This is a genomic window from Paracoccus sp. J56, assembly GCF_019633685.1.
Lineage (GTDB): Bacteria > Pseudomonadota > Alphaproteobacteria > Rhodobacterales > Rhodobacteraceae > Paracoccus > Paracoccus kondratievae.
Window position 1 is genome coordinate 141565 of record NZ_JAFL01000002.1, and the last position, 19307, is coordinate 160871.

At 64.0% G+C, this 19307-nt stretch carries 16 protein-coding genes; 5 read left to right on the top strand and 11 right to left on the bottom strand.

Going from position 1 to position 19307, the window contains the following annotated elements:
- Window positions 1–91: 91 nt before the first annotated feature.
- Window positions 92–823, top strand: a complete 732-nt coding sequence (locus M511_RS02185) for a response regulator (protein WP_176224500.1) — start codon at window positions 92–94, stop codon at window positions 821–823.
- Between the two features lie 4 nt (window positions 824–827).
- Here M511_RS02185 and M511_RS02190 read toward each other — a convergent pair whose 3' ends face one another.
- From M511_RS02190 to M511_RS02230, 9 genes are all read right to left on the bottom strand, one after another.
- Window positions 828–1640: a GNAT family N-acetyltransferase gene (locus M511_RS02190; protein ID WP_085501245.1), complete on the bottom strand. Its 813-nt coding sequence runs from the start codon at window positions 1638–1640 to the stop codon at window positions 828–830.
- A 21-nt stretch (window positions 1641–1661) separates the two neighbouring features.
- Window positions 1662–2843, bottom strand: coding sequence for a DUF1501 domain-containing protein (locus M511_RS02195; RefSeq protein ID WP_085501246.1), 1182 nt, complete (start codon window positions 2841–2843; stop codon window positions 1662–1664).
- 10 nt (window positions 2844–2853) lie between these two features.
- Window positions 2854–4221 (bottom strand): DUF1800 domain-containing protein, encoded by a 1368-nt coding sequence (locus M511_RS02200; RefSeq protein ID WP_085501247.1) that lies wholly within the window; start codon window positions 4219–4221, stop codon window positions 2854–2856.
- 128 nt (window positions 4222–4349) lie between these two features.
- The gene (aspS, locus tag M511_RS02205) at window positions 4350–6125 is read right to left on the bottom strand and encodes an aspartate--tRNA ligase (RefSeq protein WP_085501248.1); all 1776 of its coding nucleotides are present in this window, start codon (window positions 6123–6125) and stop codon (window positions 4350–4352) included.
- A gap of 60 nt (window positions 6126–6185) precedes the next feature.
- Complete coding sequence (locus tag M511_RS02210; protein WP_010392789.1) at window positions 6186–6842, bottom strand: CPBP family glutamic-type intramembrane protease; 657 nt, start codon at window positions 6840–6842, stop codon at window positions 6186–6188.
- On the bottom strand, window positions 6818–7639 hold the full coding sequence (locus tag M511_RS02215; protein WP_010392792.1) for a glycoside hydrolase family 25 protein: 822 nt from the start codon (window positions 7637–7639) through the stop codon (window positions 6818–6820). The genes M511_RS02210 and M511_RS02215 overlap by 25 nt, the downstream gene beginning before the upstream one ends.
- Before the next feature lie 137 nt (window positions 7640–7776).
- The gene (locus M511_RS02220) at window positions 7777–8229 is read right to left on the bottom strand and encodes a DUF2267 domain-containing protein (RefSeq protein ID WP_085501249.1); all 453 of its coding nucleotides are present in this window, start codon (window positions 8227–8229) and stop codon (window positions 7777–7779) included.
- A 36-nt stretch (window positions 8230–8265) separates the two neighbouring features.
- Window positions 8266–9645, bottom strand: a complete 1380-nt coding sequence (locus M511_RS02225) for an FAD-binding oxidoreductase (protein WP_085501250.1) — start codon at window positions 9643–9645, stop codon at window positions 8266–8268.
- A gap of 68 nt (window positions 9646–9713) precedes the next feature.
- Window positions 9714–10676, bottom strand: coding sequence for a DUF808 domain-containing protein (locus M511_RS02230; protein WP_085501251.1), 963 nt, complete (start codon window positions 10674–10676; stop codon window positions 9714–9716).
- 142 nt (window positions 10677–10818) lie between these two features.
- Between M511_RS02230 and cobS the strand changes: the two genes are divergently transcribed.
- From cobS to M511_RS02250, 4 genes are all read left to right on the top strand, one after another.
- On the top strand, window positions 10819–11793 hold the full coding sequence (gene cobS, locus M511_RS02235; protein ID WP_010392801.1) for a cobaltochelatase subunit CobS: 975 nt from the start codon (window positions 10819–10821) through the stop codon (window positions 11791–11793).
- Window positions 11794–12070: 277 nt separating this feature from the next.
- Window positions 12071–13933, top strand: a complete 1863-nt coding sequence (gene cobT, locus M511_RS02240) for a cobaltochelatase subunit CobT (RefSeq protein ID WP_010392802.1) — start codon at window positions 12071–12073, stop codon at window positions 13931–13933.
- Between the two features lie 98 nt (window positions 13934–14031).
- Window positions 14032–15285, top strand: a complete 1254-nt coding sequence (epsE, locus tag M511_RS02245) for an exopolysaccharide biosynthesis GT4 family glycosyltransferase EpsE (RefSeq protein ID WP_085501252.1) — start codon at window positions 14032–14034, stop codon at window positions 15283–15285.
- Window positions 15286–15316: 31 nt separating this feature from the next.
- Window positions 15317–17134 (top strand): aminopeptidase P family protein, encoded by a 1818-nt coding sequence (locus M511_RS02250; RefSeq protein WP_085501253.1) that lies wholly within the window; start codon window positions 15317–15319, stop codon window positions 17132–17134.
- A 56-nt stretch (window positions 17135–17190) separates the two neighbouring features.
- Here the strand turns inward: M511_RS02250 and M511_RS02255 are convergent, their stop codons facing one another.
- Window positions 17191–18237: a DUF475 domain-containing protein gene (locus tag M511_RS02255; protein WP_029371390.1), complete on the bottom strand. Its 1047-nt coding sequence runs from the start codon at window positions 18235–18237 to the stop codon at window positions 17191–17193.
- A 91-nt stretch (window positions 18238–18328) separates the two neighbouring features.
- On the bottom strand, window positions 18329–19288 hold the full coding sequence (locus M511_RS02260) for a magnesium transporter CorA family protein (RefSeq protein ID WP_010392814.1): 960 nt from the start codon (window positions 19286–19288) through the stop codon (window positions 18329–18331).
- Between the last annotated feature and the right edge of the window lie 19 nt (window positions 19289–19307).

Here is a 19307-nt window from a genome sequence, read left to right on the forward strand (position 1 = left end):
GGGGAAAGGAAAACAAGGCGTCGTTAACTGCATCTTAAGCGAATCGGCCCATCTTCGGACCAGAAGGAGCTTTCCAGTCAGGATTTTTGCGATGATCGAACAGGAACTGATTGGCGTGCACGAAATCTCTCCCTGGCGCGCCGCCACGCCCAACCGACCGTTGAACGGTCTCACCGTACTGGTGGTCGAGGATTCGCGTGTCGCCTGCGAAGCGATGCGCTTGCTCTGCCTGCGCTCCGGCGCTCGTATTCGTCGGGCCGACAGCATCCGTTCGGCCCTGCGACATCTGCAAACCTATCGCCCCGATGTAGTCATCATTGACATGGGTCTGCCCGATGGTGACGGCGCAGACATGATCGCCACCATCAGCCACAGCACACAAAAGGTACCAGTGGTCCTCGGCATTTCGGGCGACCCTCAGAACCGCGAAGCTGCGCTCCGCGCCGGTGCCGACGGCTTTCTGGCGAAGCCGATCGAGAATCTCGCGGTGTTCCAGCAGGCGATTCTTGCTGCCCTGCCGCCCGAGACACAGCCGCAGGGGCTGCGCTCACTCCCAAACGAAGTGATTGCAGCCGATGCACAGGCGCTGCGCGAGGATCTGACCCATGTCGCCGATGTGCTGGCCCGCGCCGGTGACACCTCCGCCATCGACTATATCGCACGGTTTCTGGCAGGGGTGGCGCGTTCCGCCCATGACCGGATGCTCGAGGATGCGGCGACCGCACTCGCGCGCGGCCACGCGCAGGGACAGGCACTCGCCACCGATCTGGCACGTATCAGCGGCCTTGTGCAGGACCGGCTGGCCGAGGCGCGGATATCCTGACCGTCTACGGCCCGGTCAGCACGGCAAGGCTTTGACGCTGCCTGCCTTGGGCGTCAAAATCCCCGGGGTGCAGCCATGCCTGATGCGCGCGGGCCAATCGTGGCCAGTCATGATTGATAATGGCGAACCAGGCGGTGTCACGATTGCGGCCTTTGGTAACCATATGCTGGCGAAAGACCCCTTCATAGGTAAAGCCATAGCGCAGAGCCGCGCGGCGGGAAGGAGCATTCAGCGCATCACATTTCCACTCAACCCGACGATAGCCGGCGTCGAAGGCCCATCCAATCATCAACGAGATCGCCTCGGTCACCGCGGGGGTGCGCTGCATCGCAGGAGAGATCTGGATATGGCCGATTTCGATCACGCCATTGGCCCTGTCGATACGCAGAAACGCGGCAAGGCCGCCAATACCGTTCCCCGACCGCTCACGCAGGGCATATAGGAACGGGTCCTGCCTGGCAGCCATTTCGGCCTGCCAGCCGCGATAGGCGTCAAGATCGGCAAACGGGCCATAGCCCATATAGTCCCATACCCAGTCATGCCCCTGGTTGGCAGCAAACAACCCGTCAGCGTGGCGGTCGGGATCAAGACGCTCAAGCTGGACATAGCGCCCCTCGATCATTGCGGGTCCGGGTGCAGGCGGCGGGGTAAAGTCGGGAACGGCTGGTCCGACCGGGCGCGGTGCCTGACGCTGGCCGGCTTTGGTGCCGGGATCAGCAACAACCGCCGCATGAGAGCCGGGCGGTGTCAAAGAGGCGGAAACGTCAGACCGTCCATCGACCGGCTGGCGCGGATGGCTCGGGGAATCATCAGGCATGGGCTAAGCTCCCTCACAGGCTCAGGCCAGCATCCCCGGATCGCTGCCCAGTTCAAGCCCGGGAAAGATGGTGCGTTCCAGCTTGTCACGCTCGATCCCGAAAAGCCCGTGCATTGCCCAAGCGGCATAGGCGCGAATGTCCCGGGTCGGCATGAGGTCACGCCCGGCGTAAAGCTGACCCTCGCCCAGCCCCGGCCAGTCGCCAAAGGCGTGACCGCCCCGGATGGCTCCACCGGCCATCAGCAGCGCACCGCCCGTGCCATGATCGGTGCCACCCGACCCGTTCTCGCGCGCGGTGCGGCCAAACTCGGTCATAGCCAGAACGGCGGTGCTCTGCCAGTTCGGCCCCAGCCCCTCGCGCAGTTTCAGGATCGCAGCCGCCAGCCGGTCAAGTGCCCGGCCCAGAACAGCGGACTGGCTGGCGTGACTGTCCCAGCCCGGGATCGAAAAAGCGGCGATCCGGCTTTCAGCGTTCAGCCGGCTGGCGGCAAAGGCGGCCAGCGCCTGAGCATCCGCCGTCGGGCCGCGCATCTTGCCGATATCCGAAACCTCGCCGCTGATCTGCATCGCCCCCTGGGCCGCATCCCGGAACAGCGGATCATCGTGATAGACATGCTCAAGCAGCATCTGCGCCTGCGGCGAAAGCGTCAGCGATGCTTGAGGTGCCCAGCTAAGATGTGCGGCCTTGCCGGTCAGGATCTTCATCTGCTCGACACCCACGGAATAGGCCGTCTCGGCACTGGTTCCGGGCATCACCTGCAGCATCCGGTTCAGCCATCCGCCCACCTGACGATCCACCGGCAGGTCATTGCCGGTCCCGGCCTCCAGCACGTCCTGACCGTCAAAATGGCTGCGTTTGTCGCGATAGGGGGTCGAAACCGCATGAGCAAAGGCAAGCTCCCCTTTTTGCCAAAGAGGCAGCAGCGGTTCTAGCCGCGGGTGCAGCGCATAGAACCCGTCCAGGTCCAGCGCGCCATTATCTGGGCCAACCGAAAGATTGCGGCGCAGCTTGCGCAGCATCGGATCACCATAAGGCTGGATCGCATCCAGCCCGTCCATGGCGCCGCGCAGGATAATAACCACCAGCCGGTTATCGCCGGGCAGCGCCGCGAAGGTGATCGAGTTCATCAGCGGATGCGCCGCAGCCGAGCAGCCAAGCAGCGTCGTTCCCTTCAGAAACAGGCGTCGATCCATTTTCAGCATCCGCCCCCTCCTATCGCCGGTTGAAATCGCCCGAGGCGAGGATCAGCGCCACACCCTCGGCTGCGGATTCGGCCTTGGGCACCGCCCAGGCAAGCTCTGCCGACTGGGTCCCGCCAAAGGCCGAAACCAGCATTTCGCGCGGATCCGGCAGCTCTTTCAGCAGCATGCGTGGAACCTGCAACGACCAGTTGATGCGGGCGGCCAGCGTCTGCGGCGCGATCCATGCCTCGACCTCTTCAGGCCAGCCGTCCGGCCCTTTGGCCTGCCACCATGGTTGCCCCATGGAACGGATCGGCTCCCAGACTGCGCGGTTGAAGACCTTTCGATCAAGGGCGGCCAGATCTTTGCCCCGCACCCCAAGCGCCCGCAGCCCTGCCACGCAATAGTCAAAAGGCTGACGCACCTTCTTGCGCAGATTCGAGGCCAGATCCGGGTGGGTGACGAGCACGCGATAGACCTGCGGCAGATCGCCCCCGGTCGCGCGCCAGGTTGCCGCCATCGCCTCGACCAGATCTTCGGAGGGGTCGTCCGAAACGAAATGCACCGCCAGCTTGCGCGACAGATATTGCGCGGTCTCAGGCCGGCGGGCGATATCGCGAAAGGCGGCGCGGATATCGTCCAGCCCGCCGCGCCGGCCGCCGCCATAGCTTTTGCCCAGCACCGTTTCGGCCCCAGGCTCGACCCAGGCCTGCTGAAAAGCAAAGCCGCCTTTGTGCGAAAAGCTAAGCCCGGTCAACAGCTCGGCCAGTTCACGCACGTCCTTTTGCTCATAGCCGGCGCTGACCCCCATCGAGTGCAGCTCAAGCGCCTCGCGTGCAAGGTTCTCGTTCAGGCCAAGGTGACGCTCGGGCCGGCGCTTGGCCAGAACCGAGTTCGGCCCCCGGCTGGAGATCTGATCCAGATAGACCAGCATCATCGGATGGGTGTCGGCGGCAAAGAACATGTCCTCGAACCGGCCGTTCACATAAGGACGGATCGCCTCGTCCTGAAAGGTCATGGAAAGACCGTAATGCACCCGATTGATGGCGCGTACAGTGAAATGGTCGCTCCAGAACTGTACCAGCCTTTCGCCAAAGCCGACCGGATCATCGACCGCGCGGACCACCCGCCGCCGCAAATCCTCGATCGGCATGGAGGCAAGTTGCTGTTCAGCTTCCTTAGAACCGGGCGGTTCAGGTTTGCCGCTGCGCCGGGCGACAACACCGGCGCGAAAGCTCAGCGCGATCTGGCTTGCTTCGGCAGTAGTCATCGCCGCGGGGTCGGGACCGGAGCGCGCAACGCTGGCCAGTACCGTCTCGGCGTCAGCGGGCGGCGAGGTCAGCGGCGACAGACCAAAGCCCAGACGGATCGCCGCCAGCTCGGGAAAACCAAAGCTCATGCACACATCCTTGCCGGGGAAACACCCCCTGCGCGGATGTATCGCATGATCGCGGGCTAAGGTCAGTTCACGCTTTCTTCAGCATGCGGCATCGCGGCAAAGGCCCGCCGATGCCGCATGGCAAGGGATCATTCGCGAGGCAGGACACGCAGGCGCAGTTCGCGCAATTGCTCGTTCGCAGGCTCGCTTGGTGCGCCCATCATCAGGTCTTCGGCCCGCTGGTTCATCGGGAACATGATGACCTCACGGATGTTCACCTCATCCGCCAGCAGCATCACGATCCGGTCGATGCCCGCCGCGCAGCCACCGTGCGGAGGAGCGCCATAACGGAACGCCTTGACCATGCCGCCAAAGCGCCGCTCGACCTCATCCCGGCCATAGCCGGCCAGCTCAAAGGCGCGGAACATGATTTCAGGACGATGGTTACGGATCGCGCCCGAGATCAGCTCATAGCCGTTGCAGGCAAGGTCATATTGATAACCCTTGACCTCCAGCGGATCGCCATCAAGCGCATCAAGCCCGCCCTGCGGCATCGAGAAGGGGTTGTGGCTGAAGTCGATCTTGCCGTCCTCGCCCTTCTCATACATCGGAAAGTCGACGATCCAGGCGAATTTGAACTGGTTCTCATCAATCAGGCCCAGTTCGCGGCCAATCTCGTTGCGGGCGCGGCCTGCGACAGCTTCAAAGGTCTCGGGTCGGCCGCCCAGGAAAAAGACGGCATCGCCTTCGCCCAGCCCCAGCTGCTCGCGGATCGCCTCGGTCCGCTCATGACCCAGCGCCTTGGCGATGGGGCCAGCCGCCTCGGTCGAGCCGTCATCGGCCTTGCGCCAGAAAATGTAACCCATGCCGGGCAGGCCCTGCTGCTGGGCATAGGCGTTCATGCGGTCGGCAAATTTACGCGACCCGCCGCCGGGTGCGGGAATGGCGCGGACCTCGGTGCCGTCCTGTTCAAGCAGTTTGGCAAAGATACCAAAGCCCGAGCCGCGGAAATGTTCGCTGACCACCTGCATCTCGATGGGGTTGCGCAGGTCAGGCTTGTCGGAGCCATATTTCAGCATCGCCTCGGCATAAGGAATGCGCGGCCAGTCAGAATCGACACGACGACCGCCGCCAAAGGTCTCGAACAGCCCCTGAATGACCGGCTGAACGGCGTTAAAGACGTCCTCCTGCTCGACAAAGGACATCTCGACGTCCAGCTGATAGAAATCGGTGGGCGAGCGGTCAGCACGCGGGTCTTCGTCGCGGAAGCAGGGCGCGATCTGGAAGTATCTGTCAAAGCCTGCGACCATAATCAGCTGTTTGAACTGCTGCGGGGCCTGCGGCAGGGCGTAGAACTTGCCCGGATGCAGACGCGAGGGCACGAGGAAGTCGCGCGCGCCCTCGGGCGACGATGCGGTGATGATCGGCGTCTGGAACTCGGTGAACCCTGCATCCCACATCGCATCGCGCAGCCATTTGATGACGCGCGAACGCAGCATGATGTTATTGTGCAGGCTGTCGCGGCGCAGGTCGAGAAAGCGATACGCCAGGCGCGTTTCCTCGGGGTATTCCTGATCGCCGAACACCGGCAGCGGCAGATCCTCGGCCGGGCCCAGAACCTCCATCGCGGTGGCATAGACCTCGACCTCGCCGGTGGGAAGCCTGGGGTTGACGAGCGAGGGATCGCGCAGCTTGACCTTGCCGTCGATGCGGATGACCGTCTCGGCCCGCAGCCGCTCAAGCGCCGCAAAAGCGGGCGAGTCGCTGTCGGCAATCACCTGGGTGATGCCGTAATGGTCGCGCAGGTCGATGAACAGGACGCCCCCGTGGTCGCGGACCCGGTGGACCCAACCGGACAAACGAACCTCGTTTCCGGCGGCAGCGGCGGTCAGCTCGCCGCAGGTATGGCTGCGATAGACGCTCATCATTCTTCCCCTTGCGTGTCGGCGATGCATCAACCGCGCCACGCGGGGGAAGTCAAGCAATCAGAATGGCCGCACCACGTTGCCAGAGTAGAAATATACCCCCATTCCGACCGCAAAGAGCACATTCCCGGCCACCGCATGCAGCACCCAGGCCGCCGGAAAGCCGCGTCGGACATAGGCATAGGCAAAGACCCAGCCCCCCAGAAAGGTCAGGATCGCCACCACCCACGACCAGTACATCAGATGGGCAAAGGAAAAGACCGCCGCGTTCAGAATGATCGCCGCCTGCCCCGACGGCAAAAGCGCGCCGTAGCGGTGAAAGAACAGCGGGCGAAAGATCAGCTCTTGCGGCAAAGCCGACACCAGCGGGTAAAGGCACCAGATCATCAGCAGAACATGGGGACGCAACCATATGAGGCGAAAGATCGACTCGGGGCTGGTCACCCACAATATCGCCACGCTGACGATCAGCGTGACCAGCGCAACAAGGCCGATCCCGCCCCATGGCAGGCTGCCCCATCCATGGACAAGGCCGCGCCAGTGAAAGCCGCCGGTCCGCCACAGCAGCAAAAGCCCCGCAATGCTGAACACCGCGAGCGCCTGAAACAGCAGGCGCCCGGGCATGAACAACGCGATAACCAGCGGCGCCCCGAAATAGAGCGCCAGAAACTCGGCCCAAAGCAGGCCTCGGTTTACTGCAGCCGCAGGTTCAGCCATTTCCGCCACTGCGCGGGCGAACCCGCAAAGACGTTCAGATCGACATTCCCGCGAATGCCCGGCACAACCCCGGTCCCGGTATATTGCCAGAAGGTGTAGCGCTGGCCGGGATAGACCAGACGCGGATGTCCCGCGACCGAGCGCAGCCAGAACTCTTCGGACCATGAGGCCAGGTTGTTGTCACGATAGAAATCGACCGTCGTGTAGATGATCGGCCGCTGGCCGTAATGGCGGTGCAGGATATCCTTGAAAATCCGGGCCTCGCGCAGAACCTCATCACTTGGCGGGCGGCGCGGGCAGGTTTTCGAGGGGGTCCACTCCAGATCCACCACCGGCGGCATGGCGCCACGCTCTCTCGGCACGTTGGCGATGAACCACGCCGCCTGTTCCGCACCCGAGCGGCAGAAGTAGAAGTAGTGGTAGGCGCCGCGCGGAATCCGGGCCTGCGCGGCCTCATACCAATAGCGGCGGAAGTTCGGGTCGGCATGGTCGCCACCTTCGGTCGCCTTGATAAAGGCAAAGCTGACGCCCGAGCCACGGACGCGGCCCCAGTCGATATCGCCCTGATAGCGGGAAATATCGATGCCATGCACCAGATGGTCATAGGGATGCCCACCCACCCAGGGATGCGGTGCGGTATCACCGAATTGCGGTCCGCGCCCCTGTCCTGCCATCACGGCCGGGCCGCTGGACGGACCACGTCCACAGGACGCCAGCGCCACCAGCATCAGAACCGTCAACAACTTGCTCAAAAGCTTCATTTCTGCCCTCGCGCCCCGCGCGCTGTCGCGCGCCATGTCTTTGCGCCTGTGACCGGCGCTTCCCTGCCCTTATCGCAAAGGCGCGAGGCTCTGTCACGATGGCGTGACGGTCACGAGTTTGTCAGGCACATTGTGGCCGATCTGCATCGCTGCACGCACACAAGCCCCGCGCATCAAAAGATCCTCGGCCGGGCCCCTTCGGGGTCATCAACATGCCAGAACCCTGCCGCACCCGGCGGCAACTGGTCCAGAGCCCGCTGAAAATCGGCCGCATTCACATAACGGCGCAGGGTCCATGCCACCGCCTCGATGGCGCTATCGGGCGTCAGGTTGTGATGCGGCCGGACCTGCTGCGCCTCGCGCGTCATCGTCGCACGGTCGGCAAAGGGGAGCGGTTCCGCCTCTGGCCGCCAGCCCGCGACAAAGATCGCGCGGGGAATCGCTGGCAGGACCGAGGCAAAATCCAGACCCTGCTGCGCAGTGAGTCGCCGACGAAAGACCTGCAGGACCCCATCCAGCGCCGTATAGGCGCTGTTATCCGAGACGAGGTCCATCCGATCCTTCAGATCGTCCAGAATCGCCCGCCACTCTTTCGAGGCATGGCGATAGGTCCATGGCATGGGCATCAGCGCCTCCCTTGCAGCTGGCTTGGGGCAGCGCCCTTAACCCATCTGCGGAACCAGCTTGCCGGGGTTCAGCACGCCCTCGGGGTCAAGCGCCTGCTTGATTGCCGCCATGACAGCGATGGCCGGGCCGTGCTGGGCGGGCATCAGGGGCTTTTTGCCGATACCGACACCATGCTCGCCGGTGATGGTCCCACCGACCCCGATCGCGCGCTCGGCCATGCGGGTAGCAACGCGTTTCGCGGCCGCCAGTTCGGCCTCATCACCCGGCATCACAAGGATCTGGGCGTGGAAATTGCCGTCGCCGACATGGCCGACGATGGGACCAAGCAGACCCTCGGCGCGGATATCCTCGGCCGCAGCAGCCACGGCAGCAGGCAGATGCGACATTGGCACGCAAACGTCGGTCACAACCGCAGTTGCCCCCGGACGCAAGGCAAGACAGGAACGATAGGTGTTATGCCGCATCTTCCACAGCGCGGCGCGTGCCTCGGGCGTGGTTGCCCAGTCAAAGCCGGTACCGCCGAATTCGGCCGCCAGCGCGCCAAAAGCCTCGGCATCGCCCTTGACCGAGGTCGGAGAGCCGTGAAACTCGACCATCAAATGCGGCCCTTCGTGCATCTGCGCGCCGGAAACATTGTTGAAGGCACGTACGACATCGGCATCAACGAACTCGATCCGCGCCATCGGGATGCCGGACTGGATCGTTGCAGTGACGCATTCCACCGCCTGTTCCAGCGTCGGGAAACCGCAGACCGCCGCGGCGACCTCTTCGGGCTGGCCATGCAGGCGCAGCGTCAGTTCAGTGATGATCCCCAACGTACCTTCCGAGCCGACAAACAGCGCCGTCAGATCATAACCCGCGCTGGATTTCGCCGCCCGGGTGCCGGTGCGGATCACCTGCCCGTCGGCCAGCACCACCTCAAGCCCCAGCACGTTGTCGCGCATGGTGCCATAGCGCACCGCCGTGGTGCCCGAGGCCCGCGTCGCGGCCATCCCGCCCAGCGAGGCATTGGCGCCGGGATCGACCGGAAAGAACAGCCCCGTCGCGCGCAGTTCGGTGTTCAGCGCCTCACGCGTGCAGCCGGGCTGAACCGAAACCTGCATGTCCTCGGCCCGGATTTCCAGCACCCGATCCATCTTGGACAGGTCGATCACCAGTCCCCCTTGCGGAGCCAGCGCCTGCCCCTCAAGCGAGGTTCCGGTGCCCCAGCCGATCATCGGCACGTGATGGGCACGGCAGATCGCAGCGATGCGCGAGACCTCGCCGGTCGACAGCGGCCATGCTACGGCATCAGGGGGCGGCGCGCGGTGAAAAGTCTCGGACTGGGCATGCAGATCGCGGTCGGCACCGCTGGTGGACAGACGCGCGCCCAAAAGCGCGGAAAGCGCCTCAAGCGCCGGGGCGGGAATCGGCATGGCAGTCCTCCTGAATTGGCATTGCACGGAAATAGACCCGTGACCCAGACAAGAGCAAGCCAGAGAGGTCAGGCCCCAAGCGCGCGCCTGACCGTCTCGATCACCGGGGTAACGAGGTAATGCGCGACGGGAATAAGGATCAGCCCCAGAATGACGCCGAAAACGCCATCGAAAAAGGCCGTGGTGACCCAGCCGACAAGGCCCGGCGCGGCTGGGGCGGCATGGGCAGCGGCCTCGGCCATGCGATGGATCCATTCATAGGGCTGGTGCTGGCCCAGCTCATGCAGCCCGTGAATGACGATCTGGCCGCCGACCCAGATCATCGCGGCAGTGCCGACGATGGTCAGAGCCTTCATGAAACCCGGCATGACATGGACGATGCCGCGCCCCAGCGCACCCAAGGCACCACCCCGCTCATTCAGGTGCAGGCCGAAATCATCCGCCTTAACGATCAGCGCGACGAAACCATAGACAGCCAGCGTGATGCCCACGGCAACCATGGCAAGAATCAGCGCCTTCATCCAGATCGGGTCTCCGTTCGGGATGGCGGCAAGGGCAATGGTCATGATCTCGGCCGACAGGATGAAATCCGTCTTGATCGCGCCGCGCACCCGCTCTTCTTCCAGACCGGCGCCGCCGCCCTCGGTGACGGCAAGATGCGCGTCCCCGGCCCCGTGACGGCCAAGGGCGTGAACGATCTTTTCAGCCCCCTCAAAGCACAGATACGCGCCGCCGATCATCAGCAGGGGCGAGATTGCCCATGGCGCAAAGGCCGACAACAACAGCGCAATCGGCAGCAGGATCACCAGCTTGTTGAACAGTGATCCGCGCGCAATCTTCATCACGATCGGCACTTCGCGCGCGGCGGAAAAGCCGTGCACGTATTTCGGTGTCACCGCCGCGTCGTCGATCACCGCTCCGGCGGCCTTGCTGCCCGCCTTGACCGCCTGACCGGCCACATCGTCGATCGAGGCAGCGGCGATCTTGGCGATCCCCGCGACGTCATCCAGCAGCGCCAGCAATCCGCTCATGCAACCCGTCCTGTTCCAGCTTTCCGGAGGGACAGCTTACGGGGCGCCGCACTTGTGCGCAATTCACCCTTAAGCCCTTGTCCGGCTTGCACCTGCGCGGGGAATCATTCATCAAGCACAGAAGAATCGAAAGGGCCGCCCAATGCTTGATCAGAACGCGAAACCGACCGAGGACATCGACCTGCGCGAGGTCTTCGGCCTAGACAGCGACATGAAGATCAAGGGCTTTGCCGAACGATCCGACCGCGTGCCCGATGTCGACCCGACCTACAAGTTCGACCCCGACACGACCCTGGCGATCCTGGCCGGCTTTGCCTACAACCGCCGGGTCATGATCCAGGGCTATCACGGCACCGGCAAATCGACCCATATCGAGCAGGTGGCGGCACGGCTGAACTGGCCTTGCGTGCGCGTGAACCTTGACAGCCACGTCAGCCGGATCGACCTGATCGGCAAGGACGCGATCAAGCTGGTCGATGGCAAGCAGGTCACCGTTTTTCACGAAGGCATTCTGCCCTGGGCGCTGCGCAACCCGACCGCCATCGTCTTTGACGAATACGACGCAGGCCGCGCCGATGTGATGTTCGTGATCCAGCGCGTGCTGGAGGCGGATGGCAAGCTGACGCTGCTTGACCAGAACGAGGTCATCACACCGAACCCCTATTTCCGCCTGTTTGCCACGGCAAACACGGTGGGTCTGGGCGACACGACCGGCCTTTATCACGGCACCCAGCAGATCAACCAGGGCCAGATGGACCGCTGGAACCTCGTGACGACGCTGAACTATCTCAGCCACGACGCCGAGGCCGCGATCGTTCTGGCCAAGAACCCGACATACAACACCGAAAAGGGCCGCAAGCAGATCAGCCAGATGGTCGCGCTGGCCGACCTGACGCGGACGGCCTTCATGCAGGGCGACCTGTCGACGGTGATGAGCCCGCGCACGGTGATTTCCTGGGCGCAGAACGCGCGCATCTTTGGCGACAATGTGGGCTATGCTTTCCGGCTGACCTTCCTCAACAAATGCGACGAACTCGAGCGCCAGACGGTGGCCGAGTTCTACCAGCGCCTGTTCGACGAGGAACTGCCGGAAAGCGCGGCAGTCAAGGCCGGGTGATGCGGCGGGCGGCAGGCTTTTCCGCCACGGCCCTGCTCCGGGAAACGCCGGGCAGGAACGTAGCGGGAATGTCCGGCCATCCTGCCCGAACCCAAACGGCCCCTTTGCAACCCCCCGCCCAAGGACCGCTTGCGGACCACAGGACCAGTGCCGCACGGGCCCCTGGGCCCTGCAGCCAAGGGCCTGCGTGAAATGAAAGCTGTCCCTTCCCGCCTTTCATTGCTGGCGGCAGGGGATATGCTGTGATGGCGGCCAAAGCAGGTTTCTGGAACATCCGATGAAAAAATCCGACAACCCCGCCGATCCGTTCAAGAAGGCCCTGACCGAGGCCACCCGCGCCCTTGCCGAAGAGCGCGAGCTGAACGTGACCTTCACCGCCGATCCTGCGGGGGTGGCGGGCGACACGATGCGCCTGCCTCAGGTCAGCCGCCGCATGACCCGGGACGAGGTATTGCTGGCGCGTGGTACCGCCGATGCACTGGCGATGAAACTGCGTCACCACGATCCCGCAACCCACGCGAAATACGCCCCCGCCGGACCGATGGCGCGCGACCTCTATGAGGCGATGGAAACGGTGCGCTGCGAGGCATTGGGCGCGCGCGACATGCCGGGCGCTCTGTCCAATATCGACGCCAAGCTGGGGCAAGAGGCCGAGCGCAAGGGCTATGGCCAGATCAAGGCCCCGGCCGATGCGCCTTTGGCCGTCGCGGCGGGCTATATCCTGCGCCAGATCGCAACCGGTCGCCCCCTGCCCCCGGCCGCGCAGCATGTCGCGGACCTGTGGCGCCCCTTTATCGAGGAACAGGCCGGCAGCGAATTGGGGCACGTCGGCGAGGTACTGCCCGATCAGGCCGCCTTTGCGCGTCTTTCCCGCAAGCTCATCGCCGACTTGGGCTATGGCGACCAGCTGGGTGAGGACCCTGACGAACCGGAAGAGGATGAGGCCGACGAGAACGCCGAACAGGACGAGGAAGCAGGCAACGACCAGTCCCGCGACCAGAACCAGGACGACGAGGCCGAAGCCAGCCCCGAGCGCACCCAGGACCAGACGCAGGATGAGCGTCAGGCTCAGGTCAGTATGGACGACCAGTCCGATGAAGAGCTGGTAGACGACGCCGAAATCTCGGAATCCGAAACCCCGCCCGACCTGCCGCCTCAGGTCAGCGAGGCCAGCCCGGATTACAAAGTCTATACTCAGGAATACGACGAAGAGATCCGCGCCGAGGATCTGGCCGACCCGGCCGAGCTTGAGCGGCTGCGCGCCTATCTCGACAAACAGCTTGAACCCTTGCGCGGCGCGGTCTCGCGGCTGGCCAACAAGTTGCAGCGCCGCCTGCAGGCACAGCAGAACCGCAGCTGGGAGTTTGATAAGGAAGAGGGCGTGCTTGACGCCGGACGCCTTGCCCGGGTGGTGGCGAACCCGACGACGCCCCTGTCCTTTAAGATCGAAAAGGACACCGAATTCCGCGACACCGTTGTGACGCTGCTTTTGGACAACTCGGGCTCGATGCGGGGCCGGCCGATCAGCATTGCCGCGATCTGCGCCGACGTCCTTGCCCGCACGCTTGAGCGCACTCAGGTCAAGGTCGAGATCCTTGGCTTTACCACCCGTGCATGGAAAGGTGGGCAAAGCCGTGAAAAATGGCTGGCAGCCGGTCGCCCCGCCCAACCCGGACGGCTGAACGACCTGCGCCACATCATCTACAAGGGCGCCGATGCGCCATGGCGGCGCGTGCGTCCGAACCTTGGTCTGATGATGAAAGAGGGACTGCTGAAGGAAAACATCGACGGCGAGGCGCTGGAGTGGGCGCATCGTCGCCTGTCCCGCCGGTCCGAGGCACGCAAGATCCTGATGGTGATTTCGGATGGTGCGCCGGTCGATGACTCGACCCTGTCGGTCAACCCGGCGAACTTTCTTGAAAAGCACCTGCGCGACGTGATCTCGATGATCGAACGCAAGAAGCTGGTTGAGCTTTTGGCCATCGGTATCGGCCACGACGTGACCCGTTATTACGAACGCGCGGTCACGATCACCGATGCCGAACAACTGGCCGGGGCAATGACCGAACAGCTTGCCGCCCTGTTCGAATCCGATCCCAGAAAGCGCGCGCGCGCGATGAACCTGCGCCGGGTGGGGTAATCCTGTCCTTTCCGGCTGCTTGATCTGCCCCGGTCTCCCATGCGACCAGTTCGGTCAGGCCGGGGCCGCTTTCGCCTCGCAGGCCAAGAGGCTTCGACGTGTTGAAGATCGGATTTTTCATACCCGAGTTCCCGGGCCAGACCCATATCTTTCTGTGGCGCGAACGGCAGGCGCTGGCAGAGCTGGGGGTCGAGGCCGACCTTGTCTCGACCCGACCGCCGCCGCGCGCCGTCGCCTCGCACAGCTGGGCGGCCGAAGCGCAGGCGCGTACCCGCTATCTGATGCCGCTTGGGGCCGAAGGTCTTGGCATGATCGCGGAATTCCTGCGCTCGGGCCCCTCGGGCTGGGCACGTGGCCTTGGCGCGGCCTTTACGGCCGAGGCGCACGGCCTGAAGGCGCGGCTGCGGATGCTCGCACTGCTTGGCATGGGGGCGCGGCTCAAGCGCATTGCCCGCGAACAGGGCTGGAGCCATATCCATGTCCATAGCTGCGCCGACAGCGCCAATATCGCCATGTTCGCCGAACGGCTGGGGGGGCCGGGTTACAGCCTGACCCTGCACGGCCCGACGCTAGAGGGCTACGGCCCGAACCAGCGCCAGAAATGGCGGCATGCACGGTTCGTCACCATCATTTCACAACTGCTCGCCCGCGTGGCCGAACACGATATCGGGGCGGACCGTCCCTCGACCATCCTGATTGCGCCGATGGGGGTCAATCTGGACCAGATCAAGCGCCGCAGACCATGGCAGCCCCCTGCTCCGGGTGGGCCAGTGCGCATCTTCAGCTGCGGACGACTTAACGCAATCAAGGGGCATGACCACCTGATCGAGACGGTCGCCCTGCTACGCGCCCGCGGTATCGACGCCCGGCTTGAAATCGCGGGCGAGGACGAACAGGGTGGTTCGGGCTATCACCGCCAGCTTGATGCGCTGATCGCCGCCAAGGGGTTGGGCGATGCAGTCACCCTGCTGGGCGCGGTCAGTGAGGATCGCGTGCGCGAAGGGCTTGAGAACGCCCATATCTTTGCGCTGGCCAGCCTGAACGAAGGGATTTCCGTAGCGATCATGGAGGCGATGGCAATGGAAATGCCGGTCGTCGTCACCGATGTCGGCGGCAATCATGAGCTGATCACATCGGGCCGCGACGCTATCCTTGTCCCACCCGAGCACCCCGAGGCCATGGCTGACGAGATCGCGCGGCTCTGCGCGGATCCTGCCAGGGCCTTGCGGTTGACACAGGCTTCGCGCGCGCGGGTCGCCACCGATTTTCACCATCGCCGCAGTGCCGAGGCGGTGGCCGACGGGTTGGCCCGCACCCTGCCCGGCGCGAAAGAGGCGCTGACCCGCGCCTGATATCCCAAGCACAAGAAAGCCAGAGGCGAGCATGTTCCAGACCTATGACAGCTATTCCAACCCCGCCGCGCATCCGCCCCGGCTGGCAGCCTTGCGCCGCGAACTTGCGGCGCGTGACCTCGACGGCTTTCTGGTGCCGCGTGCGGATGCGCATCAGGGGGAATATGTCGCAGCCCGCGATGCGCGGCTGGCCTGGCTGACCGGCTTTACCGGTAGTGCCGGCTTTTGCATCGTCACCCCCGACCGGGCGGGCGTGTTCATCGACGGCCGCTATCGGGTGCAGGTCAAGGCCGAGGTGGATCCTGCACATTTCACCCCGGTCCCCTGGCCGGAAACCCGCCCCTCGGATTGGCTGCATCAGGCCCTGCCCGAAGGCGGCCGCATCGGCTATGACCCCTGGCTGCACACCCGGCGCGAGATCCGCGAGATGGAAAAGGGTCTTGTCGGGACCGGCATTGCCCTGATCGCGCTGGAAACGAACCCGGTCGATGCGATCTGGACTGACCAGCCCGAACCTCCGGTCGGGGTGGTGCGCCTATGGCCCGACGCGGTCGCAGGCGAAACCGCGGCGGAAAAGCGCGCCCGCATCGCCGACGCCCTGCGCAAGGCCGGGCAGCAGGCGGCAGTGCTGACCCTGCCCGACTCGGTCTCGTGGTTGCTTAATATCCGCGGCGCGGACGTGCCCAAGAACCCGGTGGTACAGTGCTTTGCCATCATCGAGGAAAACGGCCATGTTGCCGTCTTTACCGACCCCGCCAAATTCGGCCCCGAGGTGCGGGCCGCCCTTGGCAATGAGGTCTCGGTCCTGCCTCTGGTCGCGCTGACGCCGGCGCTGACCAACCTTGCCGGGCCGGTGCGGGTCGATCCCGCCAGCGCGCCCGACCGGGTGTTTGCGCTGATCGAAAGCATGAAGACCCCGATCGTCGAGGCACCCGATCCGGTGATCCTGCCAAAGGCCTGCAAAAACCCGGCCGAAGTTGCCGGCATGCGCGCCGCCCATCTGCAGGACGGTGCAGCAATAACCGAACTGCTATGCTGGCTTGACAGCCGTGCTCCGCTGCTTGGGGCCGAGCCGCTGACCGAAATCGACGTCGCGCAAAAGCTTGAGGCACTGCGCACCGCGCGCGGCATCCTCGACATCAGCTTTGACACCATCTCGGCGACCGGCCCCCATGCTGCGATCCCGCACTACCACGTCAGTCAGGACAGCAACCTGCGGATCGAGCCTGGCCATGTACTGCTGGTCGATTCCGGCGGACAATATGAAAACGGCACCACCGACATCACCCGCACCCTGCCGATGGGCCCGGTCGATCCGGCAGTGCGGCGCCCCTATACACGGGTGCTGCAAGGCATGATCGCCGTTTCGCAAGTCCAGTTCCCGAAAGGCGTCGCCGGATGCCACATCGACGCGCTCGCCCGCGCGCCCCTATGGTCCGAGGGCATGGATTACGACCACGGAACCGGCCATGGCGTCGGCGCGGGCCTGTCGGTGCATGAGGGGCCGGTGCGGATCTCGCGCATCTCGGACATTCCGCTGCAACCCGGCATGATCCTGTCGAACGAGCCGGGCTATTACCGCGAAGGGGCCTTTGGCATCCGCATCGAAAACCTGATCGTGATCGAGAACCGCCAAAGCCCCGATGGGCGCGGAATGCTGGGGTTCGAAACGCTGACCTTTGCCCCGATCGACCGCCGCCTGATTGAACCGGGGCTGCTGTCACCTGCCGAGGTGGCCTGGCTTGACGCCTATCATGCCGAGGTCTGGGACAAGATCTCGCCCCTGGTCGAAGGCGGGGTCCGCGATTGGCTCTTTCTGGCGACCCGCCCCCTTGGGAGCAGCGTCTGAGTCATGCGCGAAAGGGGGCCGGGCCACAAAGGCCCACCCCATTTGCCGCCGCCCGGTCAGTCTTGCGGGTGACGGCGGCGCCAGGCAACCGAGCTTAGAAAAGCCATGCCGATGAAGCCTGCACCCAAAAGCCCGGTGACCACCTCGGGGATGGGGCGCAACGTCTGAACGAACATCAGCACCGACAGGACAAGGATCGACCAGAACGCCCCGTGTTCAAGGTAACGAAAGGCGGATAGCGTACCGCGCTCGACCATCATGACCGTCATGGCCCGGACGTAAAAGGCCCCGATGCCCAGTCCGATAGCGATAAGAAACAGGTTCTGGGTCAGCGCAAAGGCCCCGATCACACCGTCAAAGCTGAACGAGGCGTCCAGCACCTCAAGGTAAAGGAACGCGCCAAAGCCACCACGCGCCATATCGGCATGGCTGCGCGATGCCCCCCAACTGTCAAGCACATGGCCCAGCATATCGACCAGCAGATAGGTAATTATCCCCCAGATCGCGGCGATGATAAAGGTATGCTCACTTTCCGCCGGCATCTGGCTGACGATCACCAACATGCAGATCAGCACGAAACCGACCTCCATGCCGCGGATCTCGCCCAGTTTGCGCAAGGCGGCCTCGACCCCTTTGATCCAGTCCACATCCTTGGCCTGATCAAAGAAATAGTTCAGCGCCACCAACATCAGGAAAGCCCCGCCAAAGGCTGCGATGGGCAAATGCGCCTCATGGATGATGCGCGAATATTCCTGCGGCTGGGTGGCGGCAAGGCGCAGCGCCTCCCACGGGGCAAGGCGGGCGGCGATGACCACCACCAACAGCGGAAAGATCACCCGCATACCAAACACCGCGATGACAATGCCCCAGGTCAGAAACCGGTGCTGCCACTTCGGCGTCATCTCGCGCAGCTTGTTGGCGTTGACGATGGCATTGTCGAAAGACAGCGAGATTTCCAGCACCGCCAGGATCCCTGCGATCAGCAGAAAGGCCAGCGCGCCTGCGCCTGTGCCGTGATACTCCCATCCCAGAAATGCGGCGAGGGCTAGTCCGACCCCTGTCAGGATGAAGGGCCAGGTCATGTAGCTGAGCGTCGATCTCATCCGCGGTTCCCCTTCATTTGGCCTATGCCCCGGTCTTAGGCGCAGGTGCGAAGGCAGGCAAGGCAACCCTGCCGGGCATCGCCAATCTGCCTCAAAGCCAGTTGCGCCATTTCAGCACCAGAAAGGTAATGACAGCCGAGGCAACCATCATCCCCAGCGCCATCGGAAAGCCCCATTCCAGTTCAAGCTGTGACATATGGGTAAAGTTCATCCCATACACACTGGCGATCAGCGTCGGAGGCAGAAACAGCGCCGTCACCACCGACAGGATGCGTACCCGGTCGTTTTGCATCAGCCCGATCATGCCCATGGCCGCGTCCATCACCATGCCGATGCGCGAACCCAGGAAATCGGCATGAACCTCAAGCGCCTGAATGTCGCGCTGAATGGCACTATGCAGGGGGCGCATGCGGGTGCTGTCGGGCCGATGGGCGGTGTTGCTGGCGTGATAGACCAGAATGCGGTCCATCGACAAAAGACCCATGCGCACCCGGCTCATCAGTTCAGCCTGTTGGCCAAGCGTGACCAGCGCGGCCTGCAACCGCCCGGCCGCCTTGGCAGAGTTCATCGTCAGCACCTGCGATGTCGTTTTGTCGAGCACTTTCGTCACCCCTTCCGAGATATCGGCCAGCCTGCCGACGATCTCTTCTATCAGGCCCAACAGGACGCGCTCGGCGCTGGCACAGCCGCTGCTGGAACGCTCGGCCCGGGCCGGAAAGGTCTCAAAGGGGCGCGGCGCGTGGTGACGCACGGTGACAAGACGCTGATCGTCCACGATAAAGGTGACCGGCATCGCGACGGGGGTTGCATCAGGCAACTGCCCCGGCAGTACCCCGGTCATGTAAAGCCGCCCGCCCTCGATATACAGCCGGTTCGAGATCTCGATCTCTTCCATATCGGCAAGTGTCGGGATCTCGTACCCCAGGTCAGAAACCGCCCGGACCTGTGCATCCAGCGGGCGGTAAAGATCAATCCAGATCGCGTCCGCGAGCGGGCGCCCCTCGGGCAGCGGCAAAAGGCCGGTCCCGTGACTGATATAGCTGTAAAGCATGCGGTTCCGCCTTGGCCTG